This is a genomic window from Variovorax palleresanus (genome assembly GCF_051144945.1).
GTDB lineage: Bacteria > Pseudomonadota > Gammaproteobacteria > Burkholderiales > Burkholderiaceae_C > Variovorax > Variovorax paradoxus_S.
Window position 1 is genome coordinate 4,375,488 of record NZ_JBJNVP010000002.1, and the last position, 16,521, is coordinate 4,392,008.

21 protein-coding genes are annotated in these 16,521 nt (G+C 67.0%); 7 read left to right on the top strand and 14 right to left on the bottom strand.

Annotated features, from left to right (window positions below):
* Window positions 1–19: 19 nt before the first annotated feature.
* On the bottom strand, window positions 20–1,087 hold the full coding sequence (gene add / locus ACJ7Z0_RS24350; RefSeq protein ID WP_434791887.1) for an adenosine deaminase: 1,068 nt from the start codon (window positions 1,085–1,087) through the stop codon (window positions 20–22).
* 84 nt (window positions 1,088–1,171) lie between these two features.
* Here add and ACJ7Z0_RS24355 point away from each other — a divergent pair, with 84 nt between their 5' ends.
* Entirely contained in the window at window positions 1,172–2,128 is a 957-nt protein-coding gene (locus tag ACJ7Z0_RS24355; protein WP_434791888.1) for a LysR family transcriptional regulator, read from the top strand.
* 15 nt (window positions 2,129–2,143) lie between these two features.
* Here the strand turns inward: ACJ7Z0_RS24355 and ACJ7Z0_RS24360 are convergent, their stop codons facing one another.
* Window positions 2,144–3,361 (bottom strand): polyhydroxyalkanoate depolymerase, encoded by a 1,218-nt coding sequence (locus ACJ7Z0_RS24360; protein WP_434791889.1) that lies wholly within the window; start codon window positions 3,359–3,361, stop codon window positions 2,144–2,146.
* A gap of 96 nt (window positions 3,362–3,457) precedes the next feature.
* Between ACJ7Z0_RS24360 and ACJ7Z0_RS24365 the strand changes: the two genes are divergently transcribed.
* The gene (locus ACJ7Z0_RS24365; protein ID WP_434791890.1) at window positions 3,458–4,114 is read left to right on the top strand and encodes a glutathione S-transferase; all 657 of its coding nucleotides are present in this window, start codon (window positions 3,458–3,460) and stop codon (window positions 4,112–4,114) included.
* A 21-nt stretch (window positions 4,115–4,135) separates the two neighbouring features.
* Here ACJ7Z0_RS24365 and ACJ7Z0_RS24370 read toward each other — a convergent pair whose 3' ends face one another.
* From ACJ7Z0_RS24370 to ACJ7Z0_RS24395, 6 genes are read right to left on the bottom strand one after another with little or no spacing between them, the layout of a single operon-like run.
* Window positions 4,136–4,483, bottom strand: coding sequence for a DOPA 4,5-dioxygenase family protein (locus ACJ7Z0_RS24370; protein ID WP_434791891.1), 348 nt, complete (start codon window positions 4,481–4,483; stop codon window positions 4,136–4,138).
* A 7-nt stretch (window positions 4,484–4,490) separates the two neighbouring features.
* Window positions 4,491–5,111, bottom strand: a complete 621-nt coding sequence (locus ACJ7Z0_RS24375) for a DUF4166 domain-containing protein (protein ID WP_434791892.1) — start codon at window positions 5,109–5,111, stop codon at window positions 4,491–4,493.
* Window positions 5,108–6,154 (bottom strand): SRPBCC domain-containing protein, encoded by a 1,047-nt coding sequence (locus tag ACJ7Z0_RS24380; protein ID WP_434791893.1) that lies wholly within the window; start codon window positions 6,152–6,154, stop codon window positions 5,108–5,110. Before ACJ7Z0_RS24380 ends, ACJ7Z0_RS24375 begins: the two co-directional genes overlap by 4 nt.
* A gap of 44 nt (window positions 6,155–6,198) precedes the next feature.
* A complete protein-coding gene (locus tag ACJ7Z0_RS24385; RefSeq protein ID WP_434791894.1) occupies window positions 6,199–7,161 on the bottom strand; it encodes an SAM-dependent methyltransferase in 963 nt (320 codons plus the stop codon).
* A gap of 14 nt (window positions 7,162–7,175) precedes the next feature.
* Window positions 7,176–7,601 (bottom strand): thiol-disulfide oxidoreductase DCC family protein, encoded by a 426-nt coding sequence (locus ACJ7Z0_RS24390; protein WP_434791895.1) that lies wholly within the window; start codon window positions 7,599–7,601, stop codon window positions 7,176–7,178.
* Window positions 7,602–7,656: 55 nt separating this feature from the next.
* Window positions 7,657–8,259 carry a GbsR/MarR family transcriptional regulator gene (locus ACJ7Z0_RS24395; RefSeq protein ID WP_055799832.1) on the bottom strand — a complete coding sequence of 201 codons (603 nt, stop codon included), beginning with the start codon at window positions 8,257–8,259 and terminating at the stop codon, window positions 7,657–7,659.
* A 118-nt stretch (window positions 8,260–8,377) separates the two neighbouring features.
* On the opposite strand from ACJ7Z0_RS24395, the gene ACJ7Z0_RS24400 reads away from it, so the two are divergent.
* Together ACJ7Z0_RS24400 and ACJ7Z0_RS24405 are read left to right on the top strand one after the other, a co-directional pair.
* Window positions 8,378–9,472, top strand: a complete 1,095-nt coding sequence (locus ACJ7Z0_RS24400) for a PA0069 family radical SAM protein (RefSeq protein WP_434791896.1) — start codon at window positions 8,378–8,380, stop codon at window positions 9,470–9,472.
* Window positions 9,473–9,619: 147 nt separating this feature from the next.
* A complete protein-coding gene (locus tag ACJ7Z0_RS24405; RefSeq protein ID WP_434791897.1) occupies window positions 9,620–10,126 on the top strand; it encodes a gluconokinase in 507 nt (168 codons plus the stop codon).
* Here ACJ7Z0_RS24405 and ACJ7Z0_RS24410 read toward each other — a convergent pair.
* Window positions 10,123–10,617: a MarR family winged helix-turn-helix transcriptional regulator gene (locus ACJ7Z0_RS24410; protein WP_434791898.1), complete on the bottom strand. Its 495-nt coding sequence runs from the start codon at window positions 10,615–10,617 to the stop codon at window positions 10,123–10,125. The two genes, ACJ7Z0_RS24405 and ACJ7Z0_RS24410, sit on opposite strands and share 4 nt — an antisense overlap.
* 59 nt (window positions 10,618–10,676) lie before the next feature.
* Here ACJ7Z0_RS24410 and ACJ7Z0_RS24415 point away from each other — a divergent pair, with 59 nt between their 5' ends.
* A complete protein-coding gene (locus ACJ7Z0_RS24415) occupies window positions 10,677–11,204 on the top strand; it encodes a thioesterase family protein (protein ID WP_434791899.1) in 528 nt (175 codons plus the stop codon).
* Between the two features lie 25 nt (window positions 11,205–11,229).
* Here the strand turns inward: ACJ7Z0_RS24415 and gnd are convergent, their stop codons facing one another.
* Window positions 11,230–12,654 (bottom strand): decarboxylating NADP(+)-dependent phosphogluconate dehydrogenase, encoded by a 1,425-nt coding sequence (gene gnd, locus ACJ7Z0_RS24420; RefSeq protein ID WP_434791900.1) that lies wholly within the window; start codon window positions 12,652–12,654, stop codon window positions 11,230–11,232.
* Window positions 12,655–12,773: 119 nt separating this feature from the next.
* Between gnd and ACJ7Z0_RS24425 the strand changes: the two genes are divergently transcribed.
* Window positions 12,774–13,763, top strand: a complete 990-nt coding sequence (locus ACJ7Z0_RS24425; RefSeq protein ID WP_434791901.1) for an AraC-like ligand-binding domain-containing protein — start codon at window positions 12,774–12,776, stop codon at window positions 13,761–13,763.
* Window positions 13,764–13,883: 120 nt separating this feature from the next.
* Complete coding sequence (locus ACJ7Z0_RS24430) at window positions 13,884–14,612, top strand: alpha/beta fold hydrolase (protein ID WP_434791902.1); 729 nt, start codon at window positions 13,884–13,886, stop codon at window positions 14,610–14,612.
* Here ACJ7Z0_RS24430 and ACJ7Z0_RS24435 read toward each other — a convergent pair.
* The 4 genes from ACJ7Z0_RS24435 to ACJ7Z0_RS24450 are packed head-to-tail and all read right to left on the bottom strand — an operon-like array spanning window position 14,609 to window position 16,521.
* Complete coding sequence (locus ACJ7Z0_RS24435) at window positions 14,609–15,214, bottom strand: 3'-5' exonuclease (RefSeq protein ID WP_434791903.1); 606 nt, start codon at window positions 15,212–15,214, stop codon at window positions 14,609–14,611. The two genes, ACJ7Z0_RS24430 and ACJ7Z0_RS24435, sit on opposite strands and share 4 nt — an antisense overlap.
* A complete protein-coding gene (locus tag ACJ7Z0_RS24440) occupies window positions 15,211–15,594 on the bottom strand; it encodes a TfoX/Sxy family protein (protein WP_434791904.1) in 384 nt (127 codons plus the stop codon). Before ACJ7Z0_RS24440 ends, ACJ7Z0_RS24435 begins: the two co-directional genes overlap by 4 nt.
* A gap of 10 nt (window positions 15,595–15,604) precedes the next feature.
* A complete protein-coding gene (locus tag ACJ7Z0_RS24445) occupies window positions 15,605–15,994 on the bottom strand; it encodes a VOC family protein (RefSeq protein WP_369652592.1) in 390 nt (129 codons plus the stop codon).
* Window positions 15,995–16,017: 23 nt separating this feature from the next.
* A complete protein-coding gene (locus ACJ7Z0_RS24450; protein WP_434791905.1) occupies window positions 16,018–16,521 on the bottom strand; it encodes a GNAT family N-acetyltransferase in 504 nt (167 codons plus the stop codon).

A 16,521-nucleotide genomic window follows, 5' to 3' on the forward strand; every position in this document is an offset into this window, starting at 1 on the left:
CCTGGTGGGCGGGATGGGGCTATGGCGCAAGGCGCGCGCGCAGCGCGTCGAACTCGTGGCTCCACTGCGTGCGCCATGCGCGGCGCTGCGTGTCGTCGATCCATGCGCCGTCGAGCCCGTTGTGCATGAAGCCGCGCAGGTCGTCCAGCCCGAAGCCGAAGTCGCGCGCCATCATCAGCCAGGCCTCTGTGGGCGTGACCTTGTGCAGCGTCGGGTCGTCGGTGTTGGGGTGGATACGCAGGCCCAGGGCGGGCATGCGGCGAATGGGGTGGTCGAGCGCCCAGCGCTCGGGCGGCAGGGTGCGCAGGTAGTACGAGTTGGTGGGCACCACGGTAAAGATCACGCCGCGCTCGGCGCACTGGCGCGCGAAGTCGGGCTGGTCGACCACGGTGTAGCCGTGGTCGATGCGGTCCACCTGCAGCACGTCGAGCGCGGTGCGCACGTTGGTCCACGGCATGCCGAACTCGCCCGCGTGCGCGGTGGCCTTGAGCCCCGCGCGCCGGGCCTCGGCATAGGCCTCTACGAACAGTTCGGGCGGCCGGTCGACCTCGCGGTAGTCGATGCCGATGCCGATCACCTCGTCGCAGCGGTGGGCCTTGACCCACTCCACCATCTCCACGGCGGCCTCGGGGCTCGCCTCGCGGTCGATGGCGGCAATGAGCCGGCCCGTGATGCCGAACTCCCGCTGTGCGTCATGGATCGCGCGGACGATCGCGCTTTGCGCCATCGGATACGAAATGCCGGAGCCGTGCACGGTGCCGGTCGGGTTCCAGAAGAACTCGGCGTAGCGCACGTTGTGGGCCGCCGCGTCTTCCAGGTATTCGCGGGTCAGCTGATAGAGGTCATCGGCGCTGCGCACCAGCTGCGCGTCGAGCGCGCGCAGCACGCGCAGCACGCCGACCGGTTTTTCCCCGCGCGTATAGAAGCCTTCGATTTCCTCGGCCGCAAGCGGCGAACCGGCGCGACGGTTGAGTTGCTTGAAGGTTTCGTGGCGCACCGTGCCGAACAGGTGGCAGTGCAGCTCCACCTTCGGAATCCCATGCAGCATGGATTCCAGCGTGAGGGGCGGTGGGGCGGAGCTGGTCATGCCTGCCAGTCTAGGGAGCGGAACGCCATAAGCAAAATTTTGAATTTCTATAATTTGATTCATTGAATCGATAACGGGATCGCCATGGCTTCCTTGCCGCTTCGGGCGCTCACCTTGCGCCAGCTTCAGTTCTTCTCGGTGCTGGTGGAAGAAGGGCACTTCGGCCGCGCGGCGCGCCGGCTGGCCATTACCCAGCCCGCCCTGAGCAACGCCATCAAGCAAATGGAAAAACTGCTCGGCGCCGAACTGCTGACCCGTTCCACCCATCGCCTGCAGCTCACCTCCGTGGGCGCCGAAGTGCTTGCGCGCACCGATTTCCTGGTCAACACCTTCGAGGTGGCGCTGCGCGACATCGAAAGCACGGTGCAGCGCGGGCGGGCTTTCGTGCGCGTGGGCGTGATCCCGTCGGCCAGCGCGCGCGTGACGGCCGCGGCCAGCGAGTTTCTGGAGGCCGGCGATCGCGAGGTCGAGATCGCCTGGCGCGACGCGCCTTCCACCATCCTGCTGGCCGAACTGCGCAGCGGCCAGCTCGACATGGCGGTGGCTGCGATCACCGAGCCGCCGGGCGGCCTGGCCTGCATCGACCTGTTCCGCGATCCGCTGGTGCTGGTGGTGCGTCGCGACCATGCGCTGGCCGCGGCTGCAGACACGAGCTGGGAGGCCATCGGCAAGGAGCGGCTGGTGCTGTTCGAAAGCGGCAGCATGCCGGCACTCGGCAACCCGGCGCGCGCGCAGTTCGAACAGGGGGCCGAGCCCTATCGCGTGAGCTATTCCGAAACGCTCTATGCGCTGGTGCGCAGCGGCCAGGCGCTGGGACTGATGCCGCGGCTTTATACCTCGTCGCTGCGCGACCCCGAGCTGGTGGTGCTGCCGCTGCTGAAGCCGCGTGTCGAGCGGCGCGTGGTACTGGCCTACCTGCCGGGGCCGATGCGCAACGTGGTGGCGCAGGAGCTGATTGCTTTCTTGCGCGAACGGCTCCCGCAGGCCGGTGAGGCCGCGGTGCGGCGTGTGGCGGCGAAGGGAAAGCGCAGCCGGCGCTGACGCCGGACAGCAGGTTCAGTACAGCTCGGCCGCGGCGTGGATGGTTTCGCGCACGCGCGGATAGATCTGCGCGTTCCACTTGCTGCCGCTGAAAACGCCGTAATGCCCCACGCCGGCTTGGAGATGATGAACCTTGAGGTACGGCCGGATGCCGGTGCAGAGGTCTTGCGCCGCCACCGTCTGCCCGACCGAGCAGATGTCGTCGCGCTCGCCTTCCACCGTGAGCAGCGCGGTGCGGCGGATGGCCGCGGGGTTCACCGTGCGGTTGCCCACGGTGAGCACGCCGCGCGGAAGGTCGTAGGTCTGGAACACGCGCTCCACCGTCTCCAGGTAGAACTCGGCCGGCAGGTCGTTCACCGCCAGGTATTCGTCGTAGAAGAGGCCGATGGTGCGGGCCTTCTCGATGTCGCCCTCGACCAGGTGGTGGACCATGTCCTGGAACTGCTTCTTGTGGCGCTCGGGGTTCATGCTCAGGAAGGCCGAGAGCTGCAGGAAGCCGGGGTACACGCGCCGCATCATGCCGGCATGGGGCCACGGCACGTGGCTGATGAGGTTGCGGCGAAACCACTCGATGGGCTTGCTGTTCGCGAGCTCGTTCACGCCGGTGGGGTTGACGCGGCAATCGACCGGGCCGGCCATGAGCGTGAGGCTGCGCGGCGTGGCGGGGTTGTCGTCTTCGGCCATCAGCGCCGTGGCGGCCAGCGCGGCCACGCAGGGCTGGCAGACCGCGACCATGTGCACGCCCGGGCCGATGGCTTCGAGGAACCGGATGACCTGCAGCGTATAGTCGTCGAGGCTGAAGCCGCCATGCCACAGCGGCACGTCGCGCGCGTTGTGCCAATCGGTCAGGTAGACGTCGTGGTCGCGCAGCAGGGTGCGCACGGTTTCGCGCAGCAGCGTCGCGAAATGGCCCGACAGTGGTGCAACCAGCAGCACGGGCGGATGCACGGCCTGCGTGTCCTTGCGGAAATGCAGCAGGGTGCCGAAGGGCGAAACCAGCGTTATCTCTTCGTGCACCACGGTTTCCACGCCGTCGACCGGCACGCTGGCAATGGCGTAGTCGGGGCGCGAATGGGTCAGCCGCATGCGCGAAAGCACGTCGAACTGTGCGGCCATGCGCCGCAACATGGTGCGTTCGGTGCCGTCCTTCCAAAGCGCCTGGCCGAGGTACTGGGCTGCGAGCCGGGAGGGCGAGAGCAGGTCGGCTTGGTTCTGGTAGGCCCGGTACAACATGAAAGTAGTACAGGCAAGTTGCGGGCCAAGCGGTGGCACAGGCCTTGCACGGCCATGGGAGCCAACCGGCAGCAAGCACCGTCAAGGAGATCCACGATGGCCAAACCCGTTCTCACGATCAGCAGCAGGAACTACGGCGCCTGGGCGTTGCGGGGCTGGCTGATGTGCAGGCTGGCCGGACTCGACTTCAGCGAAAAGATCATCCCGCCCGACGACCCGGCCATGAAGGCCGAGATGCTGCTGCTCTCTTCGTCGATGCTGGTGCCCTCGCTGCAGCACGGCAATGTCAAGGTGTGGGACACGCTGGCCATCGGCGAATACCTGAACGAGATCAAGCCCAAGGGCGCGCTGCTGCCGGCCGACATCCAGGCCCGCGCGCACTGCCGCGCCATCTGCGGCGAGATGCATTCGGGCTTCGCCTCCATGCGCGGCGCATTGCCGATGAACATCAAGGCTCAGTTCCGCGGCTTCAAGATCTGGTCGCGCGCGCAGGCCGACATCGACCGCATCGTCGCCATCTGGCGCGAATGCCTGAAGACCTACGGCGGGCCCTTTCTCTTCGGCAAGCAGCCGGGCATGGCCGATGCCATGTATGCGCCGGTGGTCACGCGCTTCCTGAGCTACGACGTGCCGCTGGACAGCGCCTGCGCCGCGTACTGCAAGCGCGTGATGGACTTGCCCGCCATGAAGGAGTGGGTGGCCGCCGCGAAGGAAGAGCCCGAGGAAATCGACGAGCTGGATGCGGAGTTCTGACCTGCCCGCGTGGGGTGCCGGCTAGTGCCGGAACATCCGCAGGTCGAGCGGGCTTTCCTCGCCGAGCCACATGGCATGCGCCGTGTGGTCGGCAAAGTCGTCGCCCGTGACGCCGTGCACGAAGATGTCGAGGCCGTCGCGATGGGCCTCGAGCCATTCGATGACCTGGTCGAACTCGGCGGCGTCGAAGGCCAGTTGGCAGCTCCAATGCGTGTGCGGGCCGACCAGCCGCTCGTGCACCCGCCCGACCACCACCATCAGCTCCCGGCCCGCCTGCTCGCACAGCTGCCTGGCCTGCGCCACCGTGGCGGGGCCGAAGTAGACGTGGGCGTGGTATTGCGGATAGAGGTTCTCGGGGCGGCGCGGCATGATGCGGTCATTGTGAACCCAACCGGAAGCGCCCGCTGTAGCGGAACACGTCGCCGAACCAGCGGTGGCGCAGCACCATCTTCATGGTGAAGCGGTCGGCGTCGTCCGGGTCGGGCCGCTCCTCGACGTAGGCGGTTCCCATCAACAGGCCGAGCGGCAGCGGCAGGTGCAGCCGGCCCAGGCGCCAGACGTAGCCGAGGTCGCGAAACACCAGCGCGCCTTCTTCCGCGCTCACCGCCAGGCGCATGCCGAGGCCGAATCGCACGTACTCGATCACCTCGCCGCCGCCCGCTGGCGCGCGCGCCATGTGTGAGCGAAAGTGGAACGGCGCGCGGCCCTCGAAGCTGAAGACGCGGTCCCAGTACAGGAGCGCGTCGCCGGGCCGGCAGCGGTAGTGCACTTCGATGGGGACACGGGTGCCGGTGTAGGGAACGAGCGCACCGAACAGGCGGCCGAAGGGCATCAGCACGCGCGCCCAGGGCGCATGGTGCACCTCGTCCATCGTGCCGCGCACGCACACGTGGGCATTCGAGAACGGGGCCATGGTGTAGTGCCGGCGGATCACGTCGCCCAACTGCTCCCAGCCCGGGCCGAGCGCCTGCTGGAAGACGGGGCGCATGTCCTTCATGCGGCCGCCACGGCGGTTTCGCTGCGCGCCTTGTAGAAGCGCAGGATGTGCTCGGAGAAGTCGCCCAGCAGAAACTGCGCCACGCGGTCGGCATACCAGTTGAAGCGCGTGCTCACGCGCCAGGAAACATCGATGCGAAGCTCCGTGCCGCCCTCGCGCGGCGTGAGCGTGTAGGCCGAATCGCGCAGGTCGAAATAGTGGCCGCCGATCACCACGTGGTCGTCCAGCGCGCCAGCGGGAAAGGAATCGGGCGAAAAGCGGTAGCGCCAGCTCACGCGCTGCAGCGGCTGCCACTCGGTGATGACCTCCTCGAAGTGCACGTCCTTCTGCCACTGCACCTTGCGCACGCGGCCTTCGGCGGTGTCTTCGGTCAGGGCGCCCACCGGCATCGGCACCCCGATGCGATAGGCCCAGGCATCGCCGACTTCGCTCGGCCGGATGTCACGCACTTCGTTGAGTTCATGCCATACGCGCTCGGCAGGCGCGGCGATGAAGAGCGTGCGCGAGGTGTTCGAGATCTGTTCCGGGTTGGGCCAGTGCGGCTCGACCGCACCCAGCGCCAGCGGCAGCACCGCGAAGCCGTAGAGCGCAGGCTTGGGCCAATTGGTGATGCGGCAGACGATGCCCATCGCGAGGCCGCCGAGGCTCCCCATGACGCTGAACAGGGGCACGATGACGACGGCGCAGATCATCCCTTCGATGAACACCAGCAGCGTGCCGACGACGAACAACGCGGTCGAGACCCACGGCGCCCAGATGTAGTAGCCCCAGCTGCGCCGCTCGATGCGCTCGGCCATGTAGACCGTGACAGCGCCGCACACCGCGGGCGCAAGATAGATGAAGGAGCCCAGCATGGCCGAGAAGCGCTGGCCCGGCAGGCCGCTGAAGGCGATGCGAAGCACCAGCGCTGCCGCGGCGCCGACGATCAGCGGCCAGAACCATGCGAAGGGCATGCGGCGCACGGGCATGTCGCGCATCTGCGCGGCGTCGGCCTCGATGGGTGCCAGTTCCCGGGGGCTGGCTTCGGCGGGTTCGGTGCTCATGAAAGTTTCTTCTCCTCGTGTGTTGTTCTGGATCCGACAGGCGTTCAGCCGCTGCGCTTCGCAGTCACCATGCAGTAGTCGAAGTCGCGCCAGAAAAAGCCCAGCACCAGCGCGCAATAACTGGCCACGATGTGCTTGCGGCGCCAGGGGCTCAGCCTGCCGCGCGCCTTCCAGAGTTCGGCCAGCGCAAAGCGCGTGGCAAGCGCCGGAATGTGCAGCGCGCTGGGCGCCACGCGCCATCGCAGCGACTGCACCTCGATATCTTCGAATCCGTGGTGGCGCAGCGCCTCGACGAAATCGCCGCGCACGGCCAGCGTGGGCACGGCCCAGCTGTCGGCCCACAGGCGGTGCAGCCAGCCGGCAAGCCGGCCCGGCCGTTGCCGCAGCAGGAAGCCGTCGACCACCGCAAGCCGCGCACCCGGCTTCAGCAGGCGGGCCGCCTCGCGCACGAAATCGGCCTTGGACGTGCCGCTGGCGTAGCAGGCGCTTTCCACGGCCCAGGCGCCGTCGGCCTTTGCGGTGGGCAGGCCGGTGCGCGTGTAGTCGGCCTCGATGTGCGCCATGCGGTCGGCCACGCCGGCACCCGCGTCGAGCCGCACGGCGATGCTGTTCTGCACCGGCACGTTGGTGACCGTGACGGCATACAGCGAAGGGTTGTCGCCCACCAGCGTGCGTGCGGTGGCGCCGGCGCCGCAGCCGAGGTCGATCACGCAGCGGCGTTGCGGCGCCTCCTGCGTGGACCGGGGCTCGTCGAGCTTCAGCGCGCGGCCGACCGCGCGGTTCATTTCCACCAGCATGCCTTCGCGCCGCAGCGGGTTCAGCCCGAGCCGCCAGAAGCCGAAGTGCATGTTGTAGCTGGGGCTCCAGGCGCGGTAGTCGTCCGCCACCTCGGTGAAATAGTCCTGCGTGTCGGCCTTGGTGATGGGCTGCGCGGTTTCGGGCGAGGGCGCGTCGGCCGCACCGGCCATTCGAGGCACGCGGAAATCGGGCTGGAAGACATTCGGCATGAAAGCTCCTTTTTTCAGATCCGGCAGTTGCCGCTGGCGCAGGTGCGGGACGACCGCGCCGCCTTGCCGGCAAGCAGGGCCACCAGCCAGCGCGGCAGCCGGTAGCGGTTGCGCGCAAGCACGCCATAGGCGCGGTCGGCGAACGGCGCGACCCATGGCAGGTCGAGCAGGAAGCTGCCACTCGGCAACCCGACGGCATCGCGGCAAGCCCGGATGGCGGGAACGCCGACGAACACCCGGCCCGCCGCGTCGACCACGTGGATGGCCGTCATCAAGGCCTCGCGCGGCGCCGGCCCGGCATCGAACCCGGGGGGCGAGCAGTCGACGAGTTCCAGCCGGGCGGCTGAATCCCGCGTCTTCATTGCGCTCATTTCCGCCGTGCAGAGGATGCAGGTGGCGTCGAAATACACGGTGAGCGGGTAGGCGGCGGTGAGGTGCATGTTGGGTTTTTCGTTGTTTCTGTCAAAACAGAAATAATCAGGCAAAAAAAAGGACTCAGATCATGGGCAGGCTGGCGTGATGGGCGTCGGGGTCGTCGTCGTCCTTCTTCGAGGCCGGAGTCGTCGGCGCCGGGGCATCCCCGCGAACGAACTTCTGCACGCTGGCGCCGAGCGTCAGCACCTTGTCGAGTGTGCCGGGCGAGAGCCGCAGCATCTCGTCGGCCCAGGTGGCGAGCTTGCTCATCAGGTCCATGGTGGAGCGGATGCGGTCTTGCGCATCGGCCGGCTCCTTCAGGAAGTCGGGGCTGGAGACGATCTCGCGCAGCACGCGGATGGTGGGGTCGAATTCGCGCTCCTTGCGCTCGCGCACCACGGTGCGGAACAGTTCCCACACGTCGACACTGGTCTCGAAATAGTCGCGCCGGTCGCCCAGGATGTGGGTGACGCGCACCAGGTTCCACGCCTGCAGTTCTTTCAGGCTGTTGCTCACGTTGGAGCGGGCCACGCCAAGCGTCTCGGAGAGTTCTTCCGCGTGCATGGGCTTGCCGCGTGCGAACAGCAGCGCATGGATTTGCGAGACCGTGCGGTTGACGCCCCACATCGAGCCCATTTCCCCCCAGTGGAGAACGAACTTGCGTTGGATGTCGGTGAGTTCCATGCCTCGAAGTCTAGGATTTTAGAAATTTCTGTCAAGAGAGAAATGAAAATTCGTTTGCTCGGCAGGTGCAATTGGAATACTGTACAAATAAACAGTATTCAAAGAGAAAGGATCTGCCATGCCCGCCGCCCACATTCCCATCCACGCCATCAAGGGCCGCGGCGCCGCCACGCGCCTGGCGCACCGTTTTTCGCGCGACGAGCGCAACGCTTTCGACGACGGCTGGGGCACGCTCGAAGAAGGCGCTGCCGAAGCCGAAGAGCTGCCGCCGCTCGCCACCGAGGTGCGCTTCGAGGACGTGAAGTCGGTGCTGAACGAAAACGACTCCCCCGATATTTCCTTCGATCGTTCGCTCAACCCGTACCGCGGTTGCGAGCATGGCTGCATCTACTGCTTTGCCCGGCCCACGCACAGCTATCTCAATCTCTCGCCGGGGCTCGACTTCGAAACCAAGCTCATCGCCAAGCGCAACATCGTGGAGGTGCTGCGCAGCGAACTCGACCGCAAGAGCTACAAGCCGAGCCACGTCGCCATCGGCACCGCCACCGACTGCTACCAACCGATCGAACGCGAGCTGCGGCTCACCCGTTCGGTGATCGAGCTGCTGAAGGAAACACGGCATCCGTTTGCGCTGGTCACCAAATCGAGCGCGGTGGAGCGCGACCTCGACCTGATCGCACCCATGGCCGCCGAGCACCTGGCCGCCGTGTACATCACCGTGACCACGCTCGACGGCGAACTGGCCCGCAAGCTGGAGCCGCGCGCCGCCGCGCCGCACCGGCGGCTGCGCACCATCCGCACGTTGGCCGAGGCGGGCGTGCCGGTGGGGGTGAGCGTGGCGCCGCAGATTCCCTTCGTCAACGAAGACATGGAACAGGTGCTCGAGGCCGCATGGGAGGCCGGTGCGCGCAGTGCCTTCTACACCGTCATCCGGCTGCCGTGGGAGGTGGCGCCGCTCTTCAAGGAATGGCTCCAGCTGCACTACCCGCAGCGCGCGGACCGCATCATGGCCCGCATCCACGAGATGCGCGGCGGCAAGGACTACGACGCTGACTTTGCCACGCGCATGAAGGGCTCCGGGTTGTGGGCCGACCTGATTCGCCAGCGCTTCGAGAAGGCGGCGAACCGCATCGGCTTCAACCGCGAGCGCATTGCGCTCGACCTCAGTGCGTTCCGGCCACCTGGCGCGGCGGGGCAGGGCATCCTGTTCTAGGGCCGGTCAATGCCGATGCCGTTCGCCATCGGAACTCCCTGCTTTCGGCGGAAAAAGTTTTGCCTCATGAAGAGGTCGATTTGGAAGTAGATTCAAGTTCGGCCGATGCACGGGGAATGCCCCGTGGTTGCGCCAGAAAAGGTATCTATGAACGGGGTATGGCTGGTCGTGATGGGGGTTTCGGGCTGCGGCAAATCCAGCCTCGGGGCTGCGCTGGCGGTCGGGTTCGGGCTGCCGCTGATCGAGGGCGACGACTACCACCCGCCGGCCAACGTCGAGAAGATGAGCCGAGGCATCGCGCTGACCGACGCCGACCGCGCCGGCTGGCTCGCGACGCTGGCGCATACGTTGGCCAATGCGTCGCAGGGTGCGGTGCTCACCTGTTCGGCGCTCAAGCAGAGCTACCGGGACCAGTTGCGCGCGGGCGTGCCGGGACTGCGCTTCGTGTTCATGGAGATCGAGCGCGCCGAAGCCGAAAGCCGCGTGGCCGCGCGGGCCGGTGCGGGCGAGCACACGTTTCCGGCGAGCCTGGTCGCCAACCAGTTCGCGACGCTCGAATCACCGGTCGGCGAGCCGGGTGTGCTCGCGCTCGATGCGACCGCGCCATTGGGCCAGTTGGTCGCGCAGGTGAAGGCCTGGCTGCCCGCCGATTAGTCCTTGCTGCCGGCGCGCAGCGCCTCGAGCACCACGGACACGCGGTCCATCGTGTCGGCGACTGTTTTCAGCTCTTCCTCGGTGGCCGGCGCCACCATCGCCGTGACCAACTCGGCCTGGACCGCCAGGCCCTTCTGTGCCATGGCCATGCCGTCAGGCGTGAGCGTGAGCCGCCGGATGCGCGCATCGGCGCTGTCGCTTTCGCGCCGCACCCAGCCCCTGGCTTCCATCTGCGTGAGCAGCATGCTGACGCCGCTCTTGGCGACGAAGCAGCGCGCCGCGAGCGCCTGCTGCGTGATGCCCGGCGTGGTGGCGATGGTGGCCAGCACCTCGTGTTCGCCGACGCGCAGCCCGATGGCAGCGAGCCGCGAGGTCATGACCGCATCGCAGAGGTTGTAGGCCCGCACCACCGCCAGCCAGGCGAGCGTGCCGTGGGGCGACGAGGGAGCTCTGTCGGGTTTTCCGGACTTCGGGGGTTTTGCGGTGGCCATTCGATATCGTTCAGTATTGAACATATACTGTTCATTGTCGAACCAATTCTAGTCGCGCCATGAACCTCTACCTCCGCCTGCTGATGACCCTGCTGCGGGCCTGGCGCGCACCGCGCCTGGCTCCGGGCGACACGCTGGAGCGGCGGCTGCGCGTGCTGCCCAATGACCTCGACATCAACGGCCACATGAACAACGGCCGCTACCTGACGATCATCGACCTGATGCTGGTCGAATACTTCGTGCGCACCGGCTTTGCCGCCACCATGCTGCGCCAGGGCTGGCGGCCGATGTCGGGCGGTTCGCTCATCAGCTACCGGCGCGGCCTGAACCCCTTCGACGTGTACACGCTGCGTTTCCGGCTCGACGCGACCGACCAGCAATGGAACTACATGCGCTTCGAGTTCGTCAAGGACGACAAGGTCTGCGCCGCCGGCTACATGAAGGGCGCCGCGGTGGGACACGGCGGGCTGGTGTCCAACCTCGAGTCGTACGCCGCCATGGGGCTGGTGCCGCCAGCGCATGCGCTGCCGCCGCCGGTGCGCGACTGGATCGCCGCCGAGCAGGGCGTGATGAGCGCCGCTTGGTAAGCCGCGCCGGCGGCAAGCCCTTGGATCAGCCGATGACTTCAGGCCAGTCGGTGTGGAAGAACTGGCCTTCGGGCTTGTCGACGCGCTCGTACGTGTGGGCACCGAAGAAGTCGCGCTGCGCCTGCAGCAGGTTGGCCGGCAAGCGCTCCGTGCGGTAGCTGTCGTAGTAGGCCAGCGAGGCGCTGAACGCCGGCACCGGAATGCCATTGCTCACTGCCAGCGCCACCACTTCGCGCCAGTTCTGCTGCGTGCGGTTGAGCAGGTCCTTGAAGAAGGGGTCGAGCATGAGGTTGCCGAGGGCGGGGTCGGTGCGGTAGGCGTCGGTGATGCGGTTCAGGAAGCGGGCGCGAATGATGCAGCCGCCGCGCCAGATGGCCGCGATGCGGCCGAGGTCGAGCTTCCACTCCTTCTTCTCGCCCATGGTCTGGACGAGGTCGAAGCCCTGCGTGTAGCTGATGACCTTCGACGCATAGAGCGCGTCGTGCACCTTGGCCACCAGCGCCTTCTTGTCGAGCGAGAGCTCGATCTTCGGCCCCTGCAACACCTTGCTGGCCGCCACCCGCGCTTTTTTCTGCGACGACAGCACGCGCGCCTCGACCGCGGCGTTGATGGTGCTGATGACCACCGCGTTCTCGGCCGCGTTGAGGAGCGTCCACTGGCCTGTGCCCTTCTGGCCGGCCTTGTCGAGGATGAGATCGACGATCGGCTGGCCGGTTTCCGGGTCTTTCTGCTCCAGCGCCTTGGCGGTGATCTGGATCAGGTAGCTCTGCAGCTCGCCCTCGTTCCATTCGTTGAAGATGGCGGCCATCTCGTCGGTGGTGAAGCCTGCGGCCTTGAACAGGCTGTAGGCCTCGCAGATCAGCTGCATGTCGCCGTACTCGATGCCGTTGTGCACCATCTTCACGTAGTGGCCCGCGCCGCCGGGGCCGATGTGGATCACGCAGGGCTCGCCGTCCACCTTGGCCGCAATGCTCTCGAAAATCGGCTTCATCACTTCCCAGGTGGAAAGCGGCCCGCCCGGCATGATCGACGGACCCTTGCGCGCGCCTTCTTCGCCGCCCGACACGCCCGCACCGATGAAGCGCAGGCCCTTGGCTTGGAGGTAGGCGTCGCGGCGTTCGGTGTCGGTGTAGAGGCTGTTGCCGCCGTCGATGACGATGTCGTCCTTGTCGAGCAGCGGAATCAGCTGCTCGATGACCTGGTCGACCGGTGCGCCGGCCTTCACCATGATCTGGATCTTGCGCGGCCGGGCGAGGCTCTGCACAAACTCCTCGAGCGTCCTGGCGCCGACCAGCTTCTTGCCGGGGTTCTCCGCCACGAAGGCTTCGGTGGTGGCTTGGGTGCGGTTGTACACACTGACCTGGAAGCCGCGGCTTTCCACGTTCAGCACCAGGTTCTGGCCCATCACGGCCAGGCCGATCAATCCGAAATCGCTTTTGTCCTTGCTCATGGCTCTTCTTTCGTCTGCGGTAAATGTGACGGGCATTGTGCCGGGGGTGCCCCGGGGCTGCCATCGGAGGGCGTCTATACCCGCTTGGCAAGCGCTCGCGGCTTGGGTATGTTGGCGCGATGAACGGAAATGCCTCGCCCGCGATTGCCTCCCCAGCGATCCACACCTGGTCCACCGACGCCGTGCCGCCGCCGCAGCGGCTCGACTACTGGATCGGCGCCGTCTGCGAAGGCTTCCTCGAGATGGACGTGACCAGTTCCTGTGCCGGCAGCTTCGGGGCCACGCTCGAATCCGCGCCGCTCGGCGCCATCGGCGTGAACCGGGTGCGCGGCAGCGCGCAGGACGTGTACCGCACACGGCATGCCATTGCCCACAGCCGCAGCAACTATTACTACCTGTTGTGCAAGACCGATTCGCCCTGGGTCGCCGTGCAGGACGGCCGCTCGGCGCGCATGCTGCCGGGCGACGTGGTGCTGGTCGACTCCCGGCGCTGCTACGAATTGCACCTGCTCCAGTCCGCCGATACGCTGTCGCTCGAACTGCCCACCGCGTGGGTGGAGTCGTGGCTTCCGGATGCCGGCGACCAGGTGGCGCGGCGCATCGACGGGCAATCGGGCTGGGGCCGCGTGCTGAGCTGTTTTGCCCAGGAGCTTTCGCCGCAGGGCGCGCTGAAGCCGCCGCTGCCTGTGGCGTTGCTGACCGACCAACTCGGCGGGTTGCTCGCGCTCGCCACCGGCGCCGCGGCCGATGCGGGCGGCCCGGCCGCACCGGGCGAAGGCGCCCGTGCCGCGCTGCGCCGCCGCGTGCTCGACGCCACGCGCGAACGGCATGCCGAGCCCGGCCTGACGGCTGCCAGCGTGGCGCGCGGACTGGGCATCTCGGAGCGCAGCCTGCACCGCAGCCTGAGCGACGGGGCGACCACCTTCGCGGCCGCGCTGACCGGCTTTCGCATGCAGGTGGCGCGGCGCATGCTTGGCGACCCTCGCTTCGATCGCCTGGGCATTGCGGACATCGGCTTTCGCGTCGGGTTGACCGACGCATCGCACTTCGTTCGCCAATGCCGCCGGCATCTGGGCCTGACCCCTGGCGCCTTGCGACGCCAGCGTTGAGAAAAGCGGGGCAGGCGGCGGGCGTCAATCGGCCACAAGGCTGGCAGCCAGCGGCCATTCGCGCCGCATCGTGTTTCCTAAAGTCGTCTTTATTCAATGACGACGAAGAAGGAGATACACATGTCCGACACCTATGTTCTGATCCACGGCGCCTGGCACACCGGCGGCGAGATGGAGGCCGTGGCCGCCGGCCTGCGCGAGGCCGGCCACGTGGTGCATTGCCCCACGCTCGTGGGCAACCGCGCGGGCGACGACCGCTCGCGCATCGGCCTGGATGAAGCGATCGACTCGGCCGTCCGCTTCATCGAGGACCAAGACCTGGCCGAGGTTCGCCTGGTGGGCCACAGCTACGGCGGCATGGTGATCTCGGGCGTGGCGGATCGCATTGCGCCTCGGCTCAGGCGCCTGGTCTACGTCAACGCCTTCGTGCCGCTCGATGGCGAATCGCTCAACGACATGGCGCCGCCGCACTACGTCGCGATGTTCGACGCCGTGGCTGCGGCCAACGGCAACGCGGTGAGCCTGCCGTTCGAAGTCTGGCGCGAGGCGTTCATCAACGACGCCGACCTGCCGCTGGCGCAGGCCAGCTACGAGCAGCTGAACCCGCATCCCTACCGCACCTTCACCGACAAGATCCGGCTGCGCGAGCCGCTGGCGGCGCTGCAGATCGGCAAGTCCTACGTCAACTGCCAGCAGGACACGGCCATGCCGCACAGCCTGCCGTGGCATCCGCGCCTGTCGGAGCGGCTCGGCCTCTTCAGGCTGGTGGAGTGCCCCGGCAGCCACGAGATGTTCTTCTCCAACCCGAAGCGGCTGGCGCAGGCGATCCTGGAGGCGGGGCGGGACTAGGCGAACAGCGCATCGAACACGCGGATCGACGCATAGGCGTCGTTGGCCGCATAGCGGATCTGCGCTTCCGTCAGTTGCCTGTTGGCCCAGTTCGACGTGGTGGCCTTGCGCGACTTGACGAAGCGCCGGTTGAACACCAGCGCCACGGCCGCCTTCACGCCCACCGACTTGCGGTAGCCGCGGCGGCGGAACTCGCTGTCGATGTCGAACACCGCCTTGGGCTCGATGTTGAGGCGGTTGCGTATCAGCGTGAGGTCGGTCGAAAGGCCGAAGCCGACCTTCCTGAGTTCGGTGGAAGCAATCAGCGCGGCCACCACCGGATTGCATTCGGTGCGGTGCAGCTGAAAGAGCCAGGCGGTTTCGCGCGTGGAGAACTGCACCACGTGCGGGCCGCTGGACACTTCGTTCTTTGCGAAGGTGGGCTTGGATTCGGTGTCGAAGCCGGCAACGCCGGCGGCCAGCAACGCAGCGGCAGCGCGCTCGGCCTCGGCCAGCGTGGAAACGACCACGATGTCTTTCAGTCCCAGGCCTTCGAAGGCTTCGAGCAGCGCGATCTGCTCGCGCTCGGGAAGGGGCGGCAAAGCGAGTGTGTCGTCGCTCAAGGGGAGGCTGCTTTCTTTGTCTTCACTGGGGCTTTCCTTGCGGGTTTTTTCTTTGGCGGGTGGCCCGAACGCAGGGCCGCCTCGTAGGCGCGCCGGCCCCAGAGCGCGGCTTCTTCGCGGTCTTCGAAGAGATCGGCGGGCGCTTGCCGGTACGACATCGGCATCGTCTTGCCTTTGCGTTCGTAGGTGAAGGGCGGCAGGTTCTGCTTGTCGAAATGCTCGGCGCTGGTGGCGTCCGACTTGAGGTAGAGCGTGTCCTTGACGATGATCGCGATCATCCGTCCCTCATGAAAGATGCCGTGGCCTCCGAACATGCGGCGCGCCTCGATGCGGCCGAAGCGCTCGAAAATCTCGTGCAGGCTTTCGACGAATTCACTCATCGCAAGCGGCTCATGCGGTGATCTCGATGCGGTTGCCGTCCGGGTCGAGCACCACGCTCTCGTAGTAGCCGTCGCCGGTGCGGCGGGGCCCGTCGAGCAGCGGGTAGCCGTCGGCTTTCAGGCGTTGCGTGAGCGCGTCCACCGCCGCATCGGAACCCACGCTGATGGCCAGGTGCGTCCAGCCCATGCGCTGGGCGCCGGGTTCGGCGGGCACGGGCGAGAGCGTGCGGGTGGTCATGGCTTCGATCCGGGCACCGTCGCCCAGGCTCAGGAAGCAGGACGCAAAGCCCTTGGCCGGATTGACATAGCCAGCGCCGGCCGTGGCGCCAAAGTAGTCGATGTAGAAGCGCTTGCAGCGTTCGAGGTCGGTGGTCCAGAGGGCGATGTGATCGATGCGCATGGAGAAACAGAAAGGAAGAGCGCTCAGCCGATGCGTCTTGATTGGCGTGGCGGGCTCGTCGGATACCAATGGTAGGCGACCCGTTCGCGTCCGCTGGACGGGTGCCGGTCGACGGCGCCGCGCTCCAGGCCGTAACGCTCGTAGAAGCGCTGAGCCGCGGTGTTGCTGGTGGCCACGTGCAGCTTCCAGCCGAACGGCATGCGCACGCTGGCTTCGTCGAGCAGCGCCTGCCCGAGACCCTGGTTGCGCAGATGGGGTTCGACAAAGAGCTGTGCCACGTATTCGCGACGCGCCAGCAGCACCATAAAGGCGAGTACCTGGCCGTCGCGCTCGGCCAGCACCACGTCGGCGGGCGGCACGAATTCGGTTTGCACGCGCCGCAGCCAATGCGTGATGGGCTCGATGACGGTGGCCCGGCGGTTGGCCGCGATCCAGGCCCGGCGCCAGATGCCGGCGAGCACCAGGTTCTCTTCGGCGGCGCCATCGCGGGAGCGCAAATGGAAGGCAGGAATCTGTGCTGCGGACAT